We start from the raw sequence: 17,663 nt of genomic DNA on the forward strand, positions 1-17,663 counted from the left end.
GCCGATAGCGTGAAATGTCCCCGCAAAACTGCAGCGGCGTCACCGTGTTCAGGTCACGGTGACGCCGCTGCGGGGGGAAGCGCCTGAGCGATCTTTTACGACGGGGGAATCGCGTCAGGCACTGCGGGGGGTGGCCGAGATGGTCCTCAGGTCGGAGTCCTCCGGCTCGGTCAGCCGGTGGTCCCGCTGGTCCAGGTTCACAAAGATCATTCCGTACCGGATCGCGCAGCGCACCGGCTGGGGCGCACCGCGCGGCTTGCGCAGGCACCGGAACGCCCGCACGTCGCCGTCCTCGTCGCGCGTGACGACGACCGGCTCACCGAAGACGGGCACCATCAGCGAGTCACCACTGTGGGGGATGGCGGTGACCAGGTCGATGAAGTGCCAGCCGGATCGGTAGGCGGTGGCCATTTCACGCCGGAAGGAGCGGTCGTCGGGTGGAGTAGTCATAGTCAGTCCCAGACGCTGTCATCCGTGCTGACCGGAGTCTCGACGCCGACAGCGACCGTCCCCGTTGTCCGAGCACCACTCGCCCCGTGACCGTCCCCCTGCACGCCGGAGAGGCCGGCCAACGTTCCGAAGGCCGCAACGGCGGAGAAGGCGGCGACAAGCACCGAGCGAAGCATTCTCTTACGCATAGTCGGCTTCGTCCTCACTTGAAGGTCCCCTCTTCCCCCGTCGAGTAAGACGATGGCTCATTCGGGCACGTCATGACCACACGATCGGTGCATCATGTTCCTGCATGTTCAGGACCCTGGGGGGTGGAGATTTGGCAACAAATGGGACTAAGGCGACACATCCCCACGCGGTTACCGACTTGTGTGAGGAAGGGAACCGCCTCTATGCGACGGCGCTGCGCACCGGACGTATCGCCCGAGCCGATGTCGAGACCGCCCCTTGCCTGATGGAGTTCGCCCTCCTTCACCCCGATCCGGACGACGCCGACTGGCTGCGCCCGGTTCCCCCGACCCTGGTCCTCGCACAGCGCCTCCACCCCCTGGAGCAGGAGATCACCGAACGGCGGCGGCTGTCCGTCGCCCTCGCCGAAGTCTTCGAGCCATTCATGGCCCTCAGCACCACCCAGGAGAGCACGCCCACCCACTCCATCACGGTCCTGGAGGGACTCGACCGGATCAACGCGGCGCTCGACCTGGCCACGGCCCACTGCCGGACCGAGATGCTCACCGTGCAGCCCAGCGGCCGGCGCCGCCCCGAACAGCGGCTCATCGAGGGGCTCGAACGCGACAAACCGCTGATCGAGCGCGGGGTGCGGATCCGGACGCTCTACCAGCACACGGCCCGGTACAGCCCCGACCGGCTGGCCTACGTCGACCACTTCGCCAACGGCAAGGTGGAGTACCGCACCATCGACGAACTCGTGGACCGGCTCATCGTCTGCGACGAGACCGTCGCGTTCATCCCCATCCAGGACGACCGCCAGGTGGCCCTCGAACTGCGCCACCCCGGCCTGGTCCGCTACCTGATCAAGGTGTTCGAGTTCATGTGGGACCGGGCGGTGCCGCTCAGCGCCGGAGCGCCCTACGAGACGGCGCCCGACGGCATCACCGACATCCAGCACTCCATCGCCAAGCTCCTCGTCGAGGGCCACGTCGACGAGGCCATCGCCCGCCGTCTCGGCATGAACGTGCGCACCTGCCGGGCCCACATCGCCAAGCTCGCCCAGGCCCTCGGCAGCGGCAGCCGCGCCCAACTCGGCTATCTCATCGCCCAGTCCGGCATGCTCGACCGGGACCACTGACGCGATGGCCGGGCCGGGGGCGAGAGGCACGGAGACGCACCACACCGAGCACGACGCCGACGACCTGTGCGCGGCGGGCACCGCGGTCTACGAACGCGCCCTGCGCGAGGGGCACGTGGGCACCGCGGAGGCCGGGCGCGCGCCCTGTCTGCTCGGCCTCGGGCTGCTGCGGCCCACGGCGGAGGATGCCCGGCGTCTGGAGCCCGTCCCGCCGGCCGTGGTGCTGCACCGGCTGCTGCGCGCGTCGGCCGACCGGATCGCCGACGAGCGCCGACGCGAGGTCCTGCTGGCCGAGGCGTTCGAACCGCTCATGCGCATCGACGGCCGGCGGACCGAGGACGCCGCGGACACCCCGACGCTCCGGGTGCTCAGCGGCACGGCCCGGATCAACGAGGCCATCACGGAGGCCATGGGCGCGGCCCACCGGGAAGTGCTGTGCGTCCAGCCCCACCACGAGCTGAACACCGCGCGCGGCCACGCCTCCCGGCGCACCGCCGTCCCGCGCGACCAGGCCCTGCTGGACCGCGGCGGCCGGATGCGCACGCTCTACCAGCACACCCTGCGCCATCTGCCGGCCGTCGCCTCCTACTACGAGCAGCTCACGGGGGACACCGAGGCGCGCAGCCTGGACGAGGTCACCGAGCGGCTGATCGTCATCGACCGCGCGGTCGCCTTCCTCCCGGCGAGCGCCGACGGCACCCTCGCCCTGGAGGCCCGGCACCCCGCGCTGATCACGTACTTCGTGACGATCTTCGACCGGCTGTGGCGGCTGGCCACCCCCATGTACCCGCAGGCCGTCCGGCGGCCGTCCGTGGGCGGTGTCACCGCTCGCCAGCGGTCCATCGCCGCGCTCCTCGTCGAGGGCCACACGGACACGGTCATCGCGGAACGGCTGGGGATGAACGTCCGTACCGCCCGCGTCCACATCGCCCGGCTCGCCGCCACCCTCGGCAGCGAGAGCCGCGCCCAGCTCGGCTACCTCATCGGACGGTCCGGGATGCTCGACCGGCAGGAGGAGACGGCCCGGTGAACCACCGCGAGCACGGCATCGAGGAGCTGTGCGCCGCCGGCGAGAAGCTCTACGAGCGTGCCCTGCGGGACGGGTACCTGCCCGCCACCGAGGCCGCCGAGGCGCCCTGCCTGACCGGCCTCGGCCTGCTGCACCCGGCCGTCGACGACCTCGCCCGGCTGGAACCCGTCGCCCCCGCCGCCGTACTGAACCGTTTCCTGCGCACCTCCCGCGCCCGGATCGCCGAGGAACGGGGCCGCGAGAACCGGCTGCTGAAGCTCTTCGAACCCCTCCTGCACACCGGCGGGCGGGGCGCGCCCGCCGACACGCCCACCCTGCGCCTGCTCAGCGGCACCGAGGCCATCAACCGCGCGATCGGCGACGCCATGGCGGAGGCCACCAGCGAGGTGTGCTGCGTGCAGCCCAACACCCACTACCACGACGAGCGCGGGCGGATCGCCCAGTCCCGGTCCCTTGAACGGGACCAGGCGCTGCTCGACCGGGGCGGCCGACTGCGCACCCTCTACCAGCACACGCAGCGCCATCTGCCGCTCATCCGCGCCCGCTACGAGTCGCTGCGCGGGCGGGCCGAGGCGCGCACGCTCGACGAGCTGCCGGACCGGCAGATCATCATCGACCGCGCGGTGGCGTTCCTGCCGGCCGACGAGGACCAGCGGCTCGCCCTGGAGGTGCGCCACCCGGCCCTGCTGGGCTTCTTCGGCACCGCCTTCGACCGGCTGTGGCACCTGGCCACCCCGATGTACCCGCAGGCCGTCCAGCCGCCCTCCCTGGGCGGCGTCACGCCCCGGCAGCGGGCCATCGCCGCACTCCTCGTGGAGGGCCACACCGACGCGGTCGTCGCGGAGCGGCTCGGCATGAACGTCCGCACCGCGCGGCTGCACATCGCCAAGCTCGCCGCCGCCCTCGGCAGCGAGAGCCGCGCCCAGCTCGGCTACCTCATCGGACGGTCGGGGATTCTCGATCAGGAGCGGTAAAGGCGCCCGCCGCCCGCCCGGGACGGTGCCCGTCCAGGCCCACCTGGGCGATCCGGACGCCGAGTTGGGTACGGCTGGCCGCGCCGAGCGTCTCCGACAGACGGGCGATGTGGGCCCGGCAGGTGCGCACGCTGATGCCGAGCCGCTCGGCGATCACCGCGTCCTGGTGCCCCTCGGCGAGCAGCGCGGCGATGGACTGCTCGCGGTGCGAGATGCCCTCGATGCCGGTGTCCGGCAGCGCCGCGGTGAGCGGGATCGCGAGGCGCCACAGCCGCTCGAAGACCGTCACCAGGTATTCCACGAGGGCGGGATGACGCAGTTCCAGGGCCATCGTGCGGTCGGTGTTGGCCGGGATGAAGGCCACGGTCCGGTCGAAGAGGATCAGCCGGTCGATGACCTCGTCCAGGGTGCGCGCCTCGACCGTGTCACCCATCAGCTCCAGGTAGTTGAGCAGTCCCTGGCCGTGCCGGGCCACATGGGTGTACAGGTCGCGCATCCGCACGCCCCGGCCGCGCAGGGCCAGCGCCCGGTGCAGCCCCTCGGTCAGCTCGGCCTCCCGCCGGATGCCGCCGGGCTGCACGGTGAGCACCTCGGTCGTGCACGCCTCGGTCGCCTCGTCCATCGCGGCCTGGATGCGGGAGAGCCCGTCCAGCACCCGGATGGCACTGCCCTCGGCCGGCGCCGCCAGCGCGTTCAGCTGCCGTCCCAGGCCCGCGTACCACTCGAAGGCGGCCACCGCCGAGCCCACCCGCCGCTGGCTGGCGCTGACCTCGTCGTAGACACCGCGCAGCAGCCTGGTCATGACCTCCTGCGGGGAGGTGGGCACCAGCCAGTCCATGTCGTCGGGATCCGGGTGCAGCAGGGCCAGTTCCAGCAGGCAGGGCACCTGTTCGGCGTCCGTGCGCCGCACCCGTCCCCGGCGTACGGCGCGCGAGTACACCCGGTCCCCGGCCCCGCACAGCCGGTCGGCACCGTGAGGATGCTCCTCCGCCCCGCGCCCGGCCATCGCCCATTCCACCCCCGGTCGCTGCCACTTCCGCAGCGCAACTATGCGCGGCGTCGACCGGGTCCGCAACACGGCTCCCCCCACGAGGGCCGCCGTAAACCGACGTTATGCCCATGTTTCGTCCAGGCTCCGCACCTCGCATTGCAACAAGATGATGGTGGTGGTCCGGCCATCACCGGTGCATCGTTGTTCCCGCTTCCCCCGGGTGCCACGGGCATCCGGAGCGGCCCCGGCCCGGGCACCCCCCGCCCCGCCGGGGCCGCCGCATCGCTCCCACGGGGGTGGTGCGATGCGGGGAGGGCCGCAGGGGCCGGTGCCCGCCCCACGGCTTCGAGCCGTACGACACGGGGTCGTACGGCTCGAGGTCGGGCGGCCGCCGGGCGGCCGGGCGTTACTTCAGGCCGATCGCCGAGCAGGCCGCCTTGTACTTGGCGGTGCAGATGTCGCCGACGCTGTAGATGCCGTCCGCGATGACGGTGTCCTTGATGTTGTCCTGGGTCAGCGCGCTCACCTGGACCAGCTTGGACGGGATGTCCTTGGCGGTGGGGCTGTCGACCTTGTCCTGGGTGAGGGCGTCGAACTGGATGTCCTTGCCCTGGACCTTGGTGACGGCCATCTGCGCGGCGGCCTCGGCCTCGTCCGGGTAGGACTTGTAGACGCTCATGTACTGCTCGCCGGCCACCACCCGCTGCACCGCGTCGAGTTCCGCGTCCTGGCCGGTGATCGGGGGCAGGTCGGTGACGCCGGCGTTCTTGAGGGCCTTGATGACACCGCCCGCCATGCCGTCGTTGGCGGCGTAGACGGCGGCGATGTTGTTCTTGCCGATCTTGGCGATCGCCTCGGCCATGCGGGCCTCGGCGATCTCCGGCTTCCACTCCTTCGTGTCGAAGGAGTCCGCGATCGTCACCTTGCCGCTCAGCTCCGACAGCGCGCCCTGCTTGAACTGCTTGGCGTTCGGGTCGGTGGGCGAGCCGTTCACCATGACGATCTTGTCGGAGGTGTCGACGCCCGACCCCAGGGCCCCCAGCAGGGTACGGGCCTGCACCTCGCCGACGAGCTCGTTGTCGAAGGAGATGTAGGCGTCGATCGGGCCCTCGGCGAGACGGTCGTAGGCGATGACCGGGATGCCCGCGTCCTTGGCCTTCTTCACACCGTCGACGACCGCGTGCGAGTCGACGGCGTCGAGCAGGATGACGTCGACCTTGTCGTCGATCATCTGCTGGAGCTGGTCGGCCTGGCGGGTGGCGCTGGCGTCGGCGTTGGCGTACTCCACCTTGCCGTGCTTCTTGGTGAGTTCGGCCACCTTGTTCTTGATGATGGGGTAGTCGAACTTGTCGTAGCGGGTGTTGGCCTTCTCCGGCAGGAGCAGACCCACGGTCACGTCGTCGCCCTTCGTGGGGCTCGCGCTGGCGCCGTCCCCCGTCGCGTCGAGTACGCCGCAGCCGGCGACCGAGAGGATCAACGTGGACGAAGCCACGGATATGGCGATACGACGCATTCGAGGGCTCACTTCAGGTGTGTTCCGGACGTGGGCGCTGCTATACGACCCAGGTGTCTGAAAAGACAACTTGGAGCCGCCCACCGACGTCAAGCGGAATCACTTAACGAGTCCGCAACACCACACTCCGCTTCTCCTGTGAAGGGTCAGCGGAATCGCCTCCAAACTCTCTTTACGGACCCTCCATCCAAGCGGAGTTCACGGGAGGGTAAAGATCCGGACAACCGGGGCCGTACGCCCGGGGCCGCGATCCGGGGCCGCGCGTACCGCTTCTCCCGATTCGAGCAGAGGACCGAACGAACTCGGCCACAGCCGCGACCACCGCCCGGCACGACGAGAGGGGCCCGGACGTCCGGGCCCCTCTCGTCGATGCGTGTCGTGCCGTGCGCGTCAGTCCGGCTGCTGCTGTCTCTTGGGCCGCCACACCACCAGCGCGCTGGTCTGCTGGACCTCCTGGTACGGGACCAGGTCGCGGCGGTAGGAGGCGTGGACGGCGGCCTCGCGCTGCCGCATCGCGGCCGCCGCGCCGTCCAGGGCCGCCTCCATCTCCGCGACGCGGGACTGGAGCGCGGCGACCTGGTTCTCCAGCTCGATGATCCGCTTGATGCCGGCCAGGTTGATGCCCTCGTCCTGCGACAACTGCTGCACCTGACGGAGCAGTTCGATGTCGCGGGCCGAGTAGCGGCGGCCCCGGCCCGCGGTGCGGTCCGGGGAGACCAGCCCCAGGCGGTCGTACTGGCGCAGCGTCTGCGGGTGGAGTCCGGAGAGCTGGGCCGCCACCGAGATGACGTAGACCGGGGTCTCCTCGGTCAGTTCATACGGATTACGCCGACGGCCGTCCATCACTCTCAAGCTCCCTTCGCGGCCTCGAACAGCTCCGCCCGCGGGTCCTCGCCCGCGGTCGCCTCGCGATACGCCTCCAGTGCGTCACGAGCCTTCCCCGACAGGTCCGGGGGAACACTCACCTCGACGGTGACCAGCAGGTCGCCGCGGGTGCCGTCCTTGCGGACCGCGCCCTTGCCCCGCGCCCGCATCGTGCGGCCGTTCGGAGTGCCGGGCGGCAGCTTCAGGGTGACGGCGGGGCCGCCGAGGGTGGGAACCCGCACCTCGCCGCCGAGAGCCGCCTCGGCGAACGTGACCGGCACGGTGACGGTGAGGTTGTCGTCCTTGCGCCCGAACACCGGGTGCTCGCCGACGTGCACGGTGACGTACAGGTCGCCCGCCGGGCCGCCCCGCTCGCCGGGCGCTCCCTTGCCGCGCAGCCGGATGCGCTGCCCGTCGGTGACGCCCGCCGGGATGCGGACCTGCATCGTGCGCGACGACTTGGCGCGCCCGCTGCCCTTGCACTCCAGGCAGGGGTGCTCGGCGATCAGGCCGCGGCCCTTGCAGTCGGGGCAGGGGTCGGTGAGCGAGAAACCACCGCCCGAGCCCCGGGCGACCTGCCCGGTGCCGACACAGGTCGGGCACACCCGCGGGGTGCCGTTCTTGTCGCCGGTGCCGGAGCAGGCCTTGCAGGGCTGCTGGGACGTCATCCGCAGCGGGACCGTCGCGCCCTCGATCGCCTCGGTGAAGCTGAGGGTGACCTCGGTGTCGATGTCCTGGCCGCGCCGCGGCTGGGTACGGGTCGTGCCCGTGCCGCCCCGGTTGAACAGGCCCCCGAAGACGTCTCCGATGCCGCCGCCGAAGCCTCCGCCGCTCTGGGCGTTGCCTCCGAAGAGGTCACCCAGGTCGAAGTTGAAGGAGCCGCCGCCGGCACCCGGCCCGGGGCGGAAGCCGCCGTTGCCGAACAGGGTGCGCGCCTCGTCGTACTCCTTGCGCTTCTTGGGGTCGCCGAGCACGTCGTTCGCCTCGGAGATCTCCTTGAAGCGCTCCTCGGCCTTGGCGTTGCCCTTGTTGGCGTCCGGGTGGAACTCGCGGGCGAGCTTCCGGTACGCCTTCTTGATCTCAGCCTCGGTGGCGTCCTTGGGGACGCCGAGGACCTTGTAGTAGTCCTTCTCGATGAAGTCCTTGGTGCTCATCCTCGACGTCCCTCCTCTCCTGCGTCGTCGGTGATTACGTCAGCCCTCCTCCGGGCCACCGTTCTCCTTGTCGTCGCCGCTCGGCGCGGTGTTCTCCTCGGCGCCCTCGGCCTTGACGGTCTGCGCGCCGGGCTGCGGTTCGGCGACGGCCACCCGCGCGGGGCGGATGGTGCGCTCGCCGATGCGGTACCCGGGCTGCAGGATCGCCACGCAGGTCGTCTCGGTGACGTCCGGCGCGTACGAGTGCATCAGGGCCTCGTGGATCGTCGGGTCGAAGGGCTCGCCCTCCTTGCCGAACTGCTGCAGCCCCAACTTCGCCGCGACGGTCTCCGTCGACTCGGCGACGGACTTGAAGCCGCCCACCAGTTCGCCGTGTTCCCGCGCGCGGCCGATGTCGTCGAGCACGGGCAGGAGCTCGGTCAGGAGGTTCGCGATGGCGATCTCCTTGACCGCGATCCGGTCGCGCTCGACCCGGCGGCGGTAGTTCTGGTACTCGGCCTGGAGGCGCTGGAGGTCCGTCGTGCGCTCGTTCAGCGCCGTGCGGACCTGGTCCAGCTGGGCGACCAGACCGGCGTCTGCGGTCGCGTCCCCGGCCGGGGCCGCCCCCTCCTCGGGGGCGGCCTTCGGCTCGGCGTCGTCAGAGGTGGCGCCGGAGGGGACGTCGGGCTTCTCCTCGAAGCCCGGGGTCTCCTCCGTCACGCGGCACCGTCCTTGCGCTCGTCGTCGACGATCTCGGCGTCGACGACGTCGTCGTCGGCCTTGGCCTCGTCGGCACCGGCGGACGCGCCGCCCGCGGCCTGCGCGCCCTGGGCGTCGGCGTACATGGCCTGGCCCAGCTTCTGGGAGACGGCGGCGACCTTCTCGGTGGCGGTGCGGATCTCGGCGGTGTCCTCGCCCTTGAGGGCTTCCTTCAGCTCGCCGACCGCGGCCTCGACCTCGGTCTTGATCTCACCGGGGACCTTGTCCTCGTTGTCCTTGAGGAACTTCTCGGTCTGGTAGACCAGCTGCTCGCCCTGGTTGCGGGTCTCGGCGGCCTCGCGGCGGGCGTGGTCCTCCTCCGCGTACTTCTCGGCCTCCTGGCGCATCCGGTCGACCTCGTCCTTCGGCAGCGAGGAGCCGCCGGTGACGGTCATCTTCTGCTCCTTGCCCGTGCCCAGGTCCTTGGCGGTCACGTGCATGATCCCGTTGGCGTCGATGTCGAAGGCGACCTCGATCTGCGGGACGCCACGCGGCGCCGGCGGCAGACCGGTCAGCTCGAACATGCCGAGCTTCTTGTTGTACGCCGCGATCTCGCGCTCGCCCTGGTAGACCTGGATCTGCACGGACGGCTGGTTGTCCTCGGCCGTCGTGAAGATCTCGGACCGCTTGGTCGGGATCGTGGTGTTGCGCTCGATCAGCTTGGTCATGATGCCGCCCTTGGTCTCGATACCGAGGGACAGCGGGGTGACGTCGAGGAGCAGGACGTCCTTGACCTCGCCCTTGAGGACACCGGCCTGGAGGGCGGCGCCGATGGCGACGACCTCGTCCGGGTTCACACCCTTGTTGGCCTCGTTGCCGCCGGTCAGCTCCTTGACGAGCTCGGCGACGGCGGGCATACGGGTGGAGCCACCCACGAGAACGACGTGGTCGATCTCGGAGAGGTTGATGCCGGCGTCCTTGATGACGTTGTGGAACGGCGTCTTGCAGCGCTCCAGCAGGTCGGCCGTCAGCTGCTGGAACTGGGCCCGGGTGAGCTTCTCGTCCAGGTGCAGCGGGCCCTCGGCGGACGCCGTGATGTAGGGCAGGTTGATCGAGGTCTCGGTGGACGAGGACAGCTCGATCTTGGCCTTCTCGGCAGCCTCGCGCAGACGCTGCAGGGCCATCTTGTCCTTGGACAGGTCCACGCCGTGGCCGGACTGGAACTGCTTGACCAGGTAGTCGACGACGCGCTGGTCCCAGTCGTCACCACCGAGGTGGTTGTCACCGTTGGTGGCCTTCACCTCGACGACGCCGTCGCCGATCTCCAGCAGCGAGACGTCGAAGGTGCCGCCGCCGAGGTCGAAGACGAGGATCGTCTGGTCGTCCTTGTCGAGGCCGTAGGCCAGGGCGGCCGCGGTGGGCTCGTTGACGATGCGCAGGACGTTCAGACCGGCGATCTCGCCGGCCTCCTTGGTTGCCTGACGCTCGGAGTCGTTGAAGTACGCCGGGACGGTGATGACCGCGTCGGTCACCTTCTCGCCCAGGTAGGACTCGGCGTCCCGCTTCAGCTTCTGCAGGATGAACGCGGAGATCTGCTGCGGGTTGAAGTCCTTGCCGTCGAGCTGGATCTTCCAGTCGGTGCCCATGTGGCGCTTCACCGAGCGGATGGTCCGGTCCACGTTCGTGACCGCCTGGCGCTTGGCGACCTCGCCGACGAGCACCTCACCGTTCTTCGCGAAGGCGACGACGGACGGCGTGGTCCTGGCACCCTCGGCGTTGGTGATGACGGTGGGCTCGCCGCCCTCCAGAACGCTGACGACGGAGTTAGTCGTGCCCAGGTCGATGCCGACCGCACGTGCCATGGTTGATTCCTCCAGCTGACTTGAGTGGAACAGGCTCAAGTGTGCACGAGAGGATTCTCTGGGTCAACAGACCTGAGCCGTACGGACTCAAGTCTTATCCGTTCCTTACACGCAACGGGCCTGTGACCTGCGTCGACGGCGCTCGCCTGGGTGGTCGGACAGGGATCCGAAGGAGTACCAGGACCGCCAGCAGCGCCCCTCCCGCCACCCACAGCGCGGCCCCGTCGCCGGTCCACCCGGTGTGCACGAGCACCCCGACGAGCACCGCCGAGAAGGAGCAGGCGCCCAGCAGCACGACACTCCCCTGCGGGGTGAGCCCGAGCCGCCGCAGCCGGTGCGCGAGGTGGTCCGGGCGCTGCCGCAGCAGCGGACGCCGGGCCACCGCCCGGGTGAGGACCACGAGCACGGCGTCCGCGGCGGCGACCGCGCCGAGGCAGCAGACCACGGCGGCGCTCGGCCCGATCGCGTACCCCGCGCGCGTGAAGACAACCGAGGACGACAGCAGGAATCCGGTGAACAGCGACCCGCAGGCCCCCATACCGACCCGCGCGGGATGCCAGTTGTGCATCAGGAATCCGGTGAGGGCGGCGGCGAACACGCTGAGCAGCACGGCGAGTCCGTCCATCACCTCGGCGGCGGCACAGGCCCCCGCGCCGAAGGCCGTGACCACCCCGACCGTCCCGGCCAGCCCGTCGGCGTGGTCGAGCCCCCGGAAGGCGAGGGAGGCGACCACGATCCAGACGACGGCCAGCATCCCGCCCGGCACCCCGGTCTCGTCGTACGGGACCACGCAGACCGCTGCCACGGCCGTACCGGCGACGAGCACCCGCGCGCGCAGCCGCCAGACGTCGGCCACCAGACCCAGCGCGGCGACCCCGGCGGCGGCGAACAACAGCCGTCCCACGCCGTCTCCGAGCGGGGCGACGCGGGTCCACTCCCCCGTCCAGGCGACGAGACAGGTGACGATCACGACGGCGAGCCCGCCGAGCACCGGAAGGGGCCGCTGCCGGCGGCGGTCGCGGACGCCCAGCCGCAGCGCGGGCGCCCGCAGCAGCGCCGCGAGCACGGCGGCGAGGAGCAGGGCGGCGGTTGCGGCGGCGATCCCGTAGAGCACGGCTCTAAGGTAGGGGCGAACGTATCAATTCGGGATGAATAACACGATCGGATTGCCTGCAGAAGGAGCAGGCAGGTCACCCTCAGCGACTCAGATCACCCCGCGCTCTGCTGCATCCCGGCGGAAGATGGGGGTAGTCTCAGACGGACTGCATAAGTTACCGCTTAGTAATGTCGCTCGGTTAAATTCGAGGCCGCTTCAGGAGCCCCCAATGCAACTCGCCGCGATCATCGTGTCGCTGGTCCTGATCGTGGTCGGCGTGGCACTGTTCGGCCGCGCCCTCCTGCAGATCTACAACTTCATGCGGCTGGGCCAGCCGGTGCCGGCAGGCACGAGGACCAACGATCCCACACAGCGCACCATCACCGTGGTCAAGGAGTTCCTCGGCCACACCCGGATGAACCGCTGGGGCATCGTCGGCGTGGCGCACTGGTTCGTGGCGGTCGGCTTCTTCACCCTGCTGCTGACGATCGTCAACGCGATCGGGCAGCTGTTCGAGGCGGACTGGATCCTGCCGATCATCGGCGAGTGGGCGCCGTACAACGTCTACGTCGAGTTCATCGGCACCATGACGATCGTCGGCATCCTCGTCCTGATCGCGATCCGCCAGCTGAGCCACCCGCGCAACCCGGGCCGCAAGTCCCGCTTCGCCGGCTCCAACTTCGGCCAGGCGTACTTCGTCGAGGCCGTCATCCTCATCGTCGGCGTCTGCATCTTCATGCTGCACGCCCTCGAAGGCGCGCAGCACCACGTGGACGGCTACGAGAGCTCGTTCTTCATCTCGTACCCGGTGGTGAACTGGCTCGAGGGCATGGACGTCTCCACGCTCCAGAACCTCACCTACTTCTTCGCCGGCCTGAAGATCGCGACCTCGTTCATCTGGATGATCACGGTCGCCCTGAAGACCGACATGGGTGTGGCCTGGCACCGCTTCCTGGCCTTCCCCAACATCTGGTTCAAGCGCAACGCCACCGGTGAGACCTCCCTGGGCGCCCTGCTGCCGATGACCTCCGGCGGCAAGCCGATCGACTTCACCGACCCCGGTGACGACGACGTCTTCGGTGTCTCCCAGGTCGAGCAGTTCTCCTGGAAGGGCCTGCTGGACTTCTCCACCTGCACCGAGTGCGGCCGCTGTCAGTCGCAGTGCCCCGCCTGGAACACCGGCAAGCCGCTGTCGCCGAAGCTGCTGATCATGTCGCTGCGCGACAACGCCCACGCCAAGGCGCCCTACCTGCTCGCGGGCGGCGGCAAGACCGTGGAGGGCGAGGAGAAGGCGTCCGAGGAGCAGCTGGCCGGCGTTCCGGCCGCCGCCCTCGCCGAGGCCGAGCGCCCGCTGATCGGCACCGCCGAGGAGAACGGCGTCATCGACCCGGACGTCCTGTGGTCCTGCACCACCTGCGGCGCCTGCGTCGAGCAGTGCCCGGTGGACATCGAGCACGTCGACCACATCGTCGACATGCGCCGCTACCAGGTGATGATCGAGTCCGCGTTCCCGTCCGAGGCGGGCACGATGCTCAAGAACCTGGAGAAGAAGGGCAACCCCTGGGGCCTGGCGAAGAAGCAGCGCCTGGAGTGGACCAAGGAGGTCGACTTCGAGGTCCCGGTCGTCGGCAAGGACATCGAGGACCTCACCGAGGTCGAGTACCTCTACTGGGTCGGCTGCGCCGGCGCCCTGGAGGACCGCGCCAAGAAGACCACCAAGGCCTTCGCCGAGCTGCTGCACATCGCGGGCGTCAAGTTCGCGATCATGGGCGGCGACGAGAAGTGCACCGGTGACTCCGCCCGCCGTCTGGGCAACGAGCCCCTGTTCCAGGAGCTCGGCATGGAGAACGTCGCCGCGCTGAACATGGCCTTCGGTGAGGACGACGAGGACGAGTCGACCAAGAAGCCGAAGGCGGCGAAGAAGATCGTCGCCACCTGCCCGCACTGCCTCAACACCCTCGGCAACGAGTATCCGCAGCTCGGCGGCGACTACGAGGTCATCCACCACACCCAGCTGCTCCAGCACCTGGTGGACGAGGGCAAGCTGATCCCGGTCACCCCGGTCGAGGGCATCATCACCTACCACGACCCGTGCTACCTGGGCCGTCACAACAAGATCTACACGCCTCCGCGCGAGATCATCGGCAAGGTCCCGGGCCTGCGCAACGAGGAGATGCACCGCCACAAGGAGCGCGGCTTCTGCTGCGGCGCCGGCGGCGCCCGGATGTGGATGGAAGAGCGCATCGGCAAGCGCATCAACAACGAGCGCGTCGACGAGGCCCTCGCCCTCAACCCGGACATCGTCTCCACCGCCTGCCCGTTCTGCCTCGTCATGCTGACCGACTCGGTCAACGGCAAGAAGAACGACGGCAAGGCCAAGGAGTCCATCCAGGTCGTGGACGTGGCCCAGCTCCTGCTGGACTCCGTCAGGACCCCGGTCACCGACGACGAGCCCCCGGCGGGCACGGCCGACTCGGAGACCGCCCCGGAACCGGAGCCGGTCAAGTAACCGCCCCCGAGACCCGACAGCGCCCCCTGACCCGCACAGGCAGGGGGCGCTGTCGTGTGCGCGAGGCGCCGGCGCGCTACGCGCCCTTCGGGCCCGCCTGCTGGACCACGTCGAAGGACCACAGCGTGGAGCCGGACGCGGCCGGCCGGGGCCGCTCGGCACCCTCGCCGCCGCCCTGGTGCGCGGTCTTCATCGGTCCCTCCATCCACGCCTGGAACGACTCCTCGTCCCGCCAGCGCGTGTACACGAGGTACTGGTCGGTGCCCTCCACGGGCCGCAGCAGCTCGAACCACTCGAAGCCGTCGGAGTTCTCCACGGCGTGGGCCCGCGAGGCGAACCGCTTCTCCAGCACCTCCCGCTGCTCGGCGGGAACGGTCAGCACGTTGATTTTTACAACACTAGGCACATGACACCTCTCTCTAAGCGGGGCCCCGGCTGGACCCCTAACCTGGACCACGTGCGCGCAGTGTCCTACATCCGACAGTCCAAGCGGCGGGAAGACGATTCCGCGTCGTCCCCCGAAGCCCAGCGAACCAAGTGCGAGGCACTGATCACCGCAAAGGGCTGGGACAACGCCGGACACTTCGCCGACGTGGGCAAGTCAGGATGGGACCCGAAAGTCGTCCGGCCCGAATTCGAGGAAATGATGGCCGCCGTTCGCGCCGGTCACGTGGACGCAGTGGTCGTGTTCTCCCTGTCTCGCCTCACCCGTCAAGGCGCCCTCGAAGCAATGCTCATCAACGAGGAACTCGCCAAACACGGCGTGCTACTCGTCAGCGTCGAAGAACCGTACCTGGACACGTCCACCCCCATGGGAGTGGCGATCTTCGGGCTCATCGCTGCTCTGGCTCAGCAGGAAAGCGACATGAAGTCGGCGTACATCACCGCAACGAAAGAAACGCTCCGCGCCGCTGGCTCGCATGTCTCGGGCATGGCCCCCTACGGCTTCCAATCGACCCGTGAGCCGCGCGGGGAACTGGTTGTAGTGAAGCTGGTTCCGGACCCGGCGGAAGCACCCCACGTACGTCAGATGGTCGAGTGGGCCTTGGCAGGGATGGCCGCCTCCGCTATCGCTCGCAAACTCAACACAGACGGGGTGCCCACCAAAGCGGCAGACATGACAGCCCGCGTAAATGCCCGACGGGCCAGGGGCATAAGCAAGCCGCTAGAGCGAACCGCCTGGGGCTCTTCAACCGTGCTGCGCATCCTGCGTGACCCCCGTCTCGCTGGCTACGCCGCTGAACGCCAGGGAACTAAGCGCGTCATCCTGCGCGACGCTTCCGGCGCCCCGCTGCTGGCACATGAGGGCATCGTCCCTGCCGAGGATTGGTGGCGTCTCCAGGACGTCCTGGGCGGCCGAGCGCCCCAGGTCGTAAAGCAGGGTGGCCGTTCGGTCCCCTCGCTGCTCGGTGGGGCAGGAATGCTGTTCTGCGGGGTCTGCGGCTCATCTATGGTCACCGACAAGCGGAACGGTACGCAGCTCTACCGGTGCAACCGTGCCCAGTCCGGCGCCGTGGCTGGACATGGCGGCCTCGCCATCAACATGGCAGCGGCTGACGACGTCGTGGCCCGCACCGTCTGGTCCCGTCTGACTGCGCTGGACCCTAGAGACCCTGAAGACCTCGAATGGCTTGCGGAGGCAGCGCGCCGCTTTGCCGCACAGGCTGACACGGGTGAGCGACAGGCCGAACTGACTGCCGCGCGAGCCGAATTGGAACACGTACGGGAAGCGCTGCGCACTTTGTATGCCGACCGGCAGGCAGGGCTCTACGCGGGGGCGACCGGAACGGCCATGTTCGCTGAATCCGTCGACCGGCTGACTGCGCATGAGGCTCGCGTGAGTGGGCGAGTATCCGAACTGGAACGGGATGAGAGCGGCGCCATTGCCATTCCCTCGGAGTGGACGGAACCGGAGGGCGACCCCATCGGACCGGACTCCACATGGGGCAGTTGGGACCTGGAGGAACGACGTAGATTCCTGGCGTTCTTCGCCGATCGCATCACCGTCGCTAAGTCCATTGGCCGTGGACGGAACGCGAACACAGAGGATCGAGTGACTGTGCATTGGGCGGGGGCACCGGCCAGCTAGGCGCCCGAGCGCCCCTCACGGCCCCGTTCCGGCATCCCTGGTGGGATTGCTGGGCGGGGCCGCTTGCTGCCCCCAGACGGGCACACAGCCAAAGATAACGCATTGATAACGCACCTAACCGTTGGCGCCACTTGGGGCGCCCATCCCCGTACGTGACGGCTCGTCAGATTTGCTATCTCGCTGGCCCCAGGTAACCGGGCCGCTAGTCCCACTGTGAACCGAGACAAGTCCACTGAGGAGAGAGGCAGACACCATGGCAGCGGAAGAGATGTTGAAGGTGATCATGTCCTGGGCATCGGAGAACTCTCACCGTGGCCGCCTCGTGCGTGCATTCCAGTCGGACATGGGCAGCGACCCCGTCCTACAGGCAAAGCGACTGGCAATGCTCGGCCTGCACGCTGAGCGCCAGGCTAAGCGAAAGGCTGGCCTAGTGCCGGCTTAACCCCAATCCCGCAAATGAGCCGTCCGGCAATGCGCTGGGCGGCCTCTTTATGCGCTCGTTTAGTGACTTTCGGATGCGGACGTTGACCCCGAAACCACTTTAGAGACTCCGCGAACGTCCTTGAAACAGGATTAGGGACAACTGGCCATGTCCCCGAATGGAACGAAACCCGATGACTAAGAGTGAACTAATCGCCCTGCTGCGCGAAGCCCAGACCGCCCTGGAGGGTGCCCTCTATGGAGAGACCGGCAATGCGCCCAGGATCCTGGACCACATAGCCGCCGCACTACGCAGCGAGACAGCCCTAGGGACCGACGGGGCTTGCGCTGTCTGCGGAGAGGCCGTTACGCAGCCTGCCACTGGGCGCCCGCGCATGTACTGCTGCGGGGCCTGCAAGAAGCGCGCGCAGCGAGCGAGGCAACGCGGTTGAGGACAGCGGAGAGGGCCACCCAACCAGCCACCCTCAGTAGCTGTTCTTTATCTATATCTGTGGTTACTAAAAATCAGATTCCTAATAGAAACCCAAAGGGATACCAAAAACTGGTAACCCCTGATCGAGATACGGAACGCCCCCAAGATGCTCGGTTTCAGTGACTCCCCCACGTGCGAGGAATGCGACACGTGGCTATCCGGCCGCCAGGCCCGCTACTGCTCGGCGCGCTGCAAGATGCGTGCCAGACGGCGCACCGGTCCGAAGCCTGC

General features: G+C 68.9%; 14 protein-coding genes. 5 read left to right on the forward strand and 9 right to left on the reverse strand.

Translation table 11 applies throughout. From position 1 onward, the window contains the following. Nucleotides 1-114 precede the first annotated feature (114 nt). Entirely contained in the window at nt 115-450 is a 336-nt protein-coding gene (locus BLW57_RS19250; protein ID WP_073887645.1) for a Rieske (2Fe-2S) protein, read from the reverse strand. A gap of 292 nt (nt 451-742) precedes the next feature. Here BLW57_RS19250 and BLW57_RS19255 point away from each other — a divergent pair, with 292 nt between their 5' ends. Genes BLW57_RS19255 through BLW57_RS19265 form a run of 3 tightly spaced genes read left to right on the forward strand, consistent with a single transcriptional unit; the run spans nt 743 to nt 3,763 of the window. Continuing rightward, complete coding sequence (locus BLW57_RS19255) at nt 743-1,759, forward strand: helix-turn-helix domain-containing protein (RefSeq protein WP_256339528.1); 1,017 nt, start codon at nt 743-745, stop codon at nt 1,757-1,759. A 4-nt stretch (nt 1,760-1,763) separates the two neighbouring features. Beyond that, entirely contained in the window at nt 1,764-2,789 is a 1,026-nt protein-coding gene (locus BLW57_RS19260; protein WP_093476083.1) for a helix-turn-helix transcriptional regulator, read from the forward strand. Then, complete coding sequence (locus tag BLW57_RS19265) at nt 2,786-3,763, forward strand: helix-turn-helix transcriptional regulator (RefSeq protein ID WP_093476084.1); 978 nt, start codon at nt 2,786-2,788, stop codon at nt 3,761-3,763. Before BLW57_RS19260 ends, BLW57_RS19265 begins: the two co-directional genes overlap by 4 nt. Here BLW57_RS19265 and BLW57_RS19270 read toward each other — a convergent pair. The 7 genes from BLW57_RS19270 to BLW57_RS19300 form a co-directional block, all read right to left on the reverse strand. Continuing rightward, entirely contained in the window at nt 3,726-4,769 is a 1,044-nt protein-coding gene (locus tag BLW57_RS19270; protein WP_093476086.1) for a helix-turn-helix transcriptional regulator, read from the reverse strand. The two genes, BLW57_RS19265 and BLW57_RS19270, sit on opposite strands and share 38 nt — an antisense overlap. A gap of 391 nt (nt 4,770-5,160) precedes the next feature. Continuing rightward, complete coding sequence (locus BLW57_RS19275) at nt 5,161-6,267, reverse strand: sugar ABC transporter substrate-binding protein (RefSeq protein ID WP_093476087.1); 1,107 nt, start codon at nt 6,265-6,267, stop codon at nt 5,161-5,163. Nucleotides 6,268-6,657: 390 nt separating this feature from the next. Beyond that, a complete protein-coding gene (locus tag BLW57_RS19280) occupies nt 6,658-7,110 on the reverse strand; it encodes a heat shock protein transcriptional repressor HspR (protein ID WP_093480775.1) in 453 nt (150 codons plus the stop codon). A 5-nt stretch (nt 7,111-7,115) separates the two neighbouring features. After that, a complete protein-coding gene (gene dnaJ / locus BLW57_RS19285) occupies nt 7,116-8,285 on the reverse strand; it encodes a molecular chaperone DnaJ (RefSeq protein WP_093476089.1) in 1,170 nt (389 codons plus the stop codon). Nucleotides 8,286-8,324: 39 nt separating this feature from the next. Beyond that, nucleotides 8,325-8,984: a nucleotide exchange factor GrpE gene (grpE, locus tag BLW57_RS19290; RefSeq protein ID WP_093476090.1), complete on the reverse strand. Its 660-nt coding sequence runs from the start codon at nt 8,982-8,984 to the stop codon at nt 8,325-8,327. Beyond that, a complete protein-coding gene (gene dnaK / locus BLW57_RS19295) occupies nt 8,981-10,825 on the reverse strand; it encodes a molecular chaperone DnaK (protein WP_073887634.1) in 1,845 nt (614 codons plus the stop codon). Before dnaK ends, grpE begins: the two co-directional genes overlap by 4 nt. A gap of 94 nt (nt 10,826-10,919) precedes the next feature. Further along, nucleotides 10,920-11,939, reverse strand: a complete 1,020-nt coding sequence (locus BLW57_RS19300; RefSeq protein WP_093476092.1) for an MraY family glycosyltransferase — start codon at nt 11,937-11,939, stop codon at nt 10,920-10,922. A gap of 211 nt (nt 11,940-12,150) precedes the next feature. Between BLW57_RS19300 and BLW57_RS19305 the strand changes: the two genes are divergently transcribed. Beyond that, complete coding sequence (locus tag BLW57_RS19305; RefSeq protein WP_093476093.1) at nt 12,151-14,430, forward strand: (Fe-S)-binding protein; 2,280 nt, start codon at nt 12,151-12,153, stop codon at nt 14,428-14,430. Nucleotides 14,431-14,506: 76 nt separating this feature from the next. On the opposite strand, the gene BLW57_RS19310 is transcribed toward BLW57_RS19305, so the two are convergent. After that, the gene (locus BLW57_RS19310) at nt 14,507-14,836 is read right to left on the reverse strand and encodes an antibiotic biosynthesis monooxygenase family protein (RefSeq protein WP_093476095.1); all 330 of its coding nucleotides are present in this window, start codon (nt 14,834-14,836) and stop codon (nt 14,507-14,509) included. A 51-nt stretch (nt 14,837-14,887) separates the two neighbouring features. Here BLW57_RS19310 and BLW57_RS19315 point away from each other — a divergent pair, with 51 nt between their 5' ends. Continuing rightward, on the forward strand, nt 14,888-16,519 hold the full coding sequence (locus tag BLW57_RS19315) for a recombinase family protein (RefSeq protein ID WP_176985651.1): 1,632 nt from the start codon (nt 14,888-14,890) through the stop codon (nt 16,517-16,519). Nucleotides 16,520-17,663: the final 1,144 nt, after the last annotated feature.

This window comes from Streptomyces sp. 1222.5, assembly GCF_900105245.1.
GTDB classification, from domain to species: Bacteria; Actinomycetota; Actinomycetes; order Streptomycetales; family Streptomycetaceae; genus Streptomyces; species Streptomyces albidocamelliae.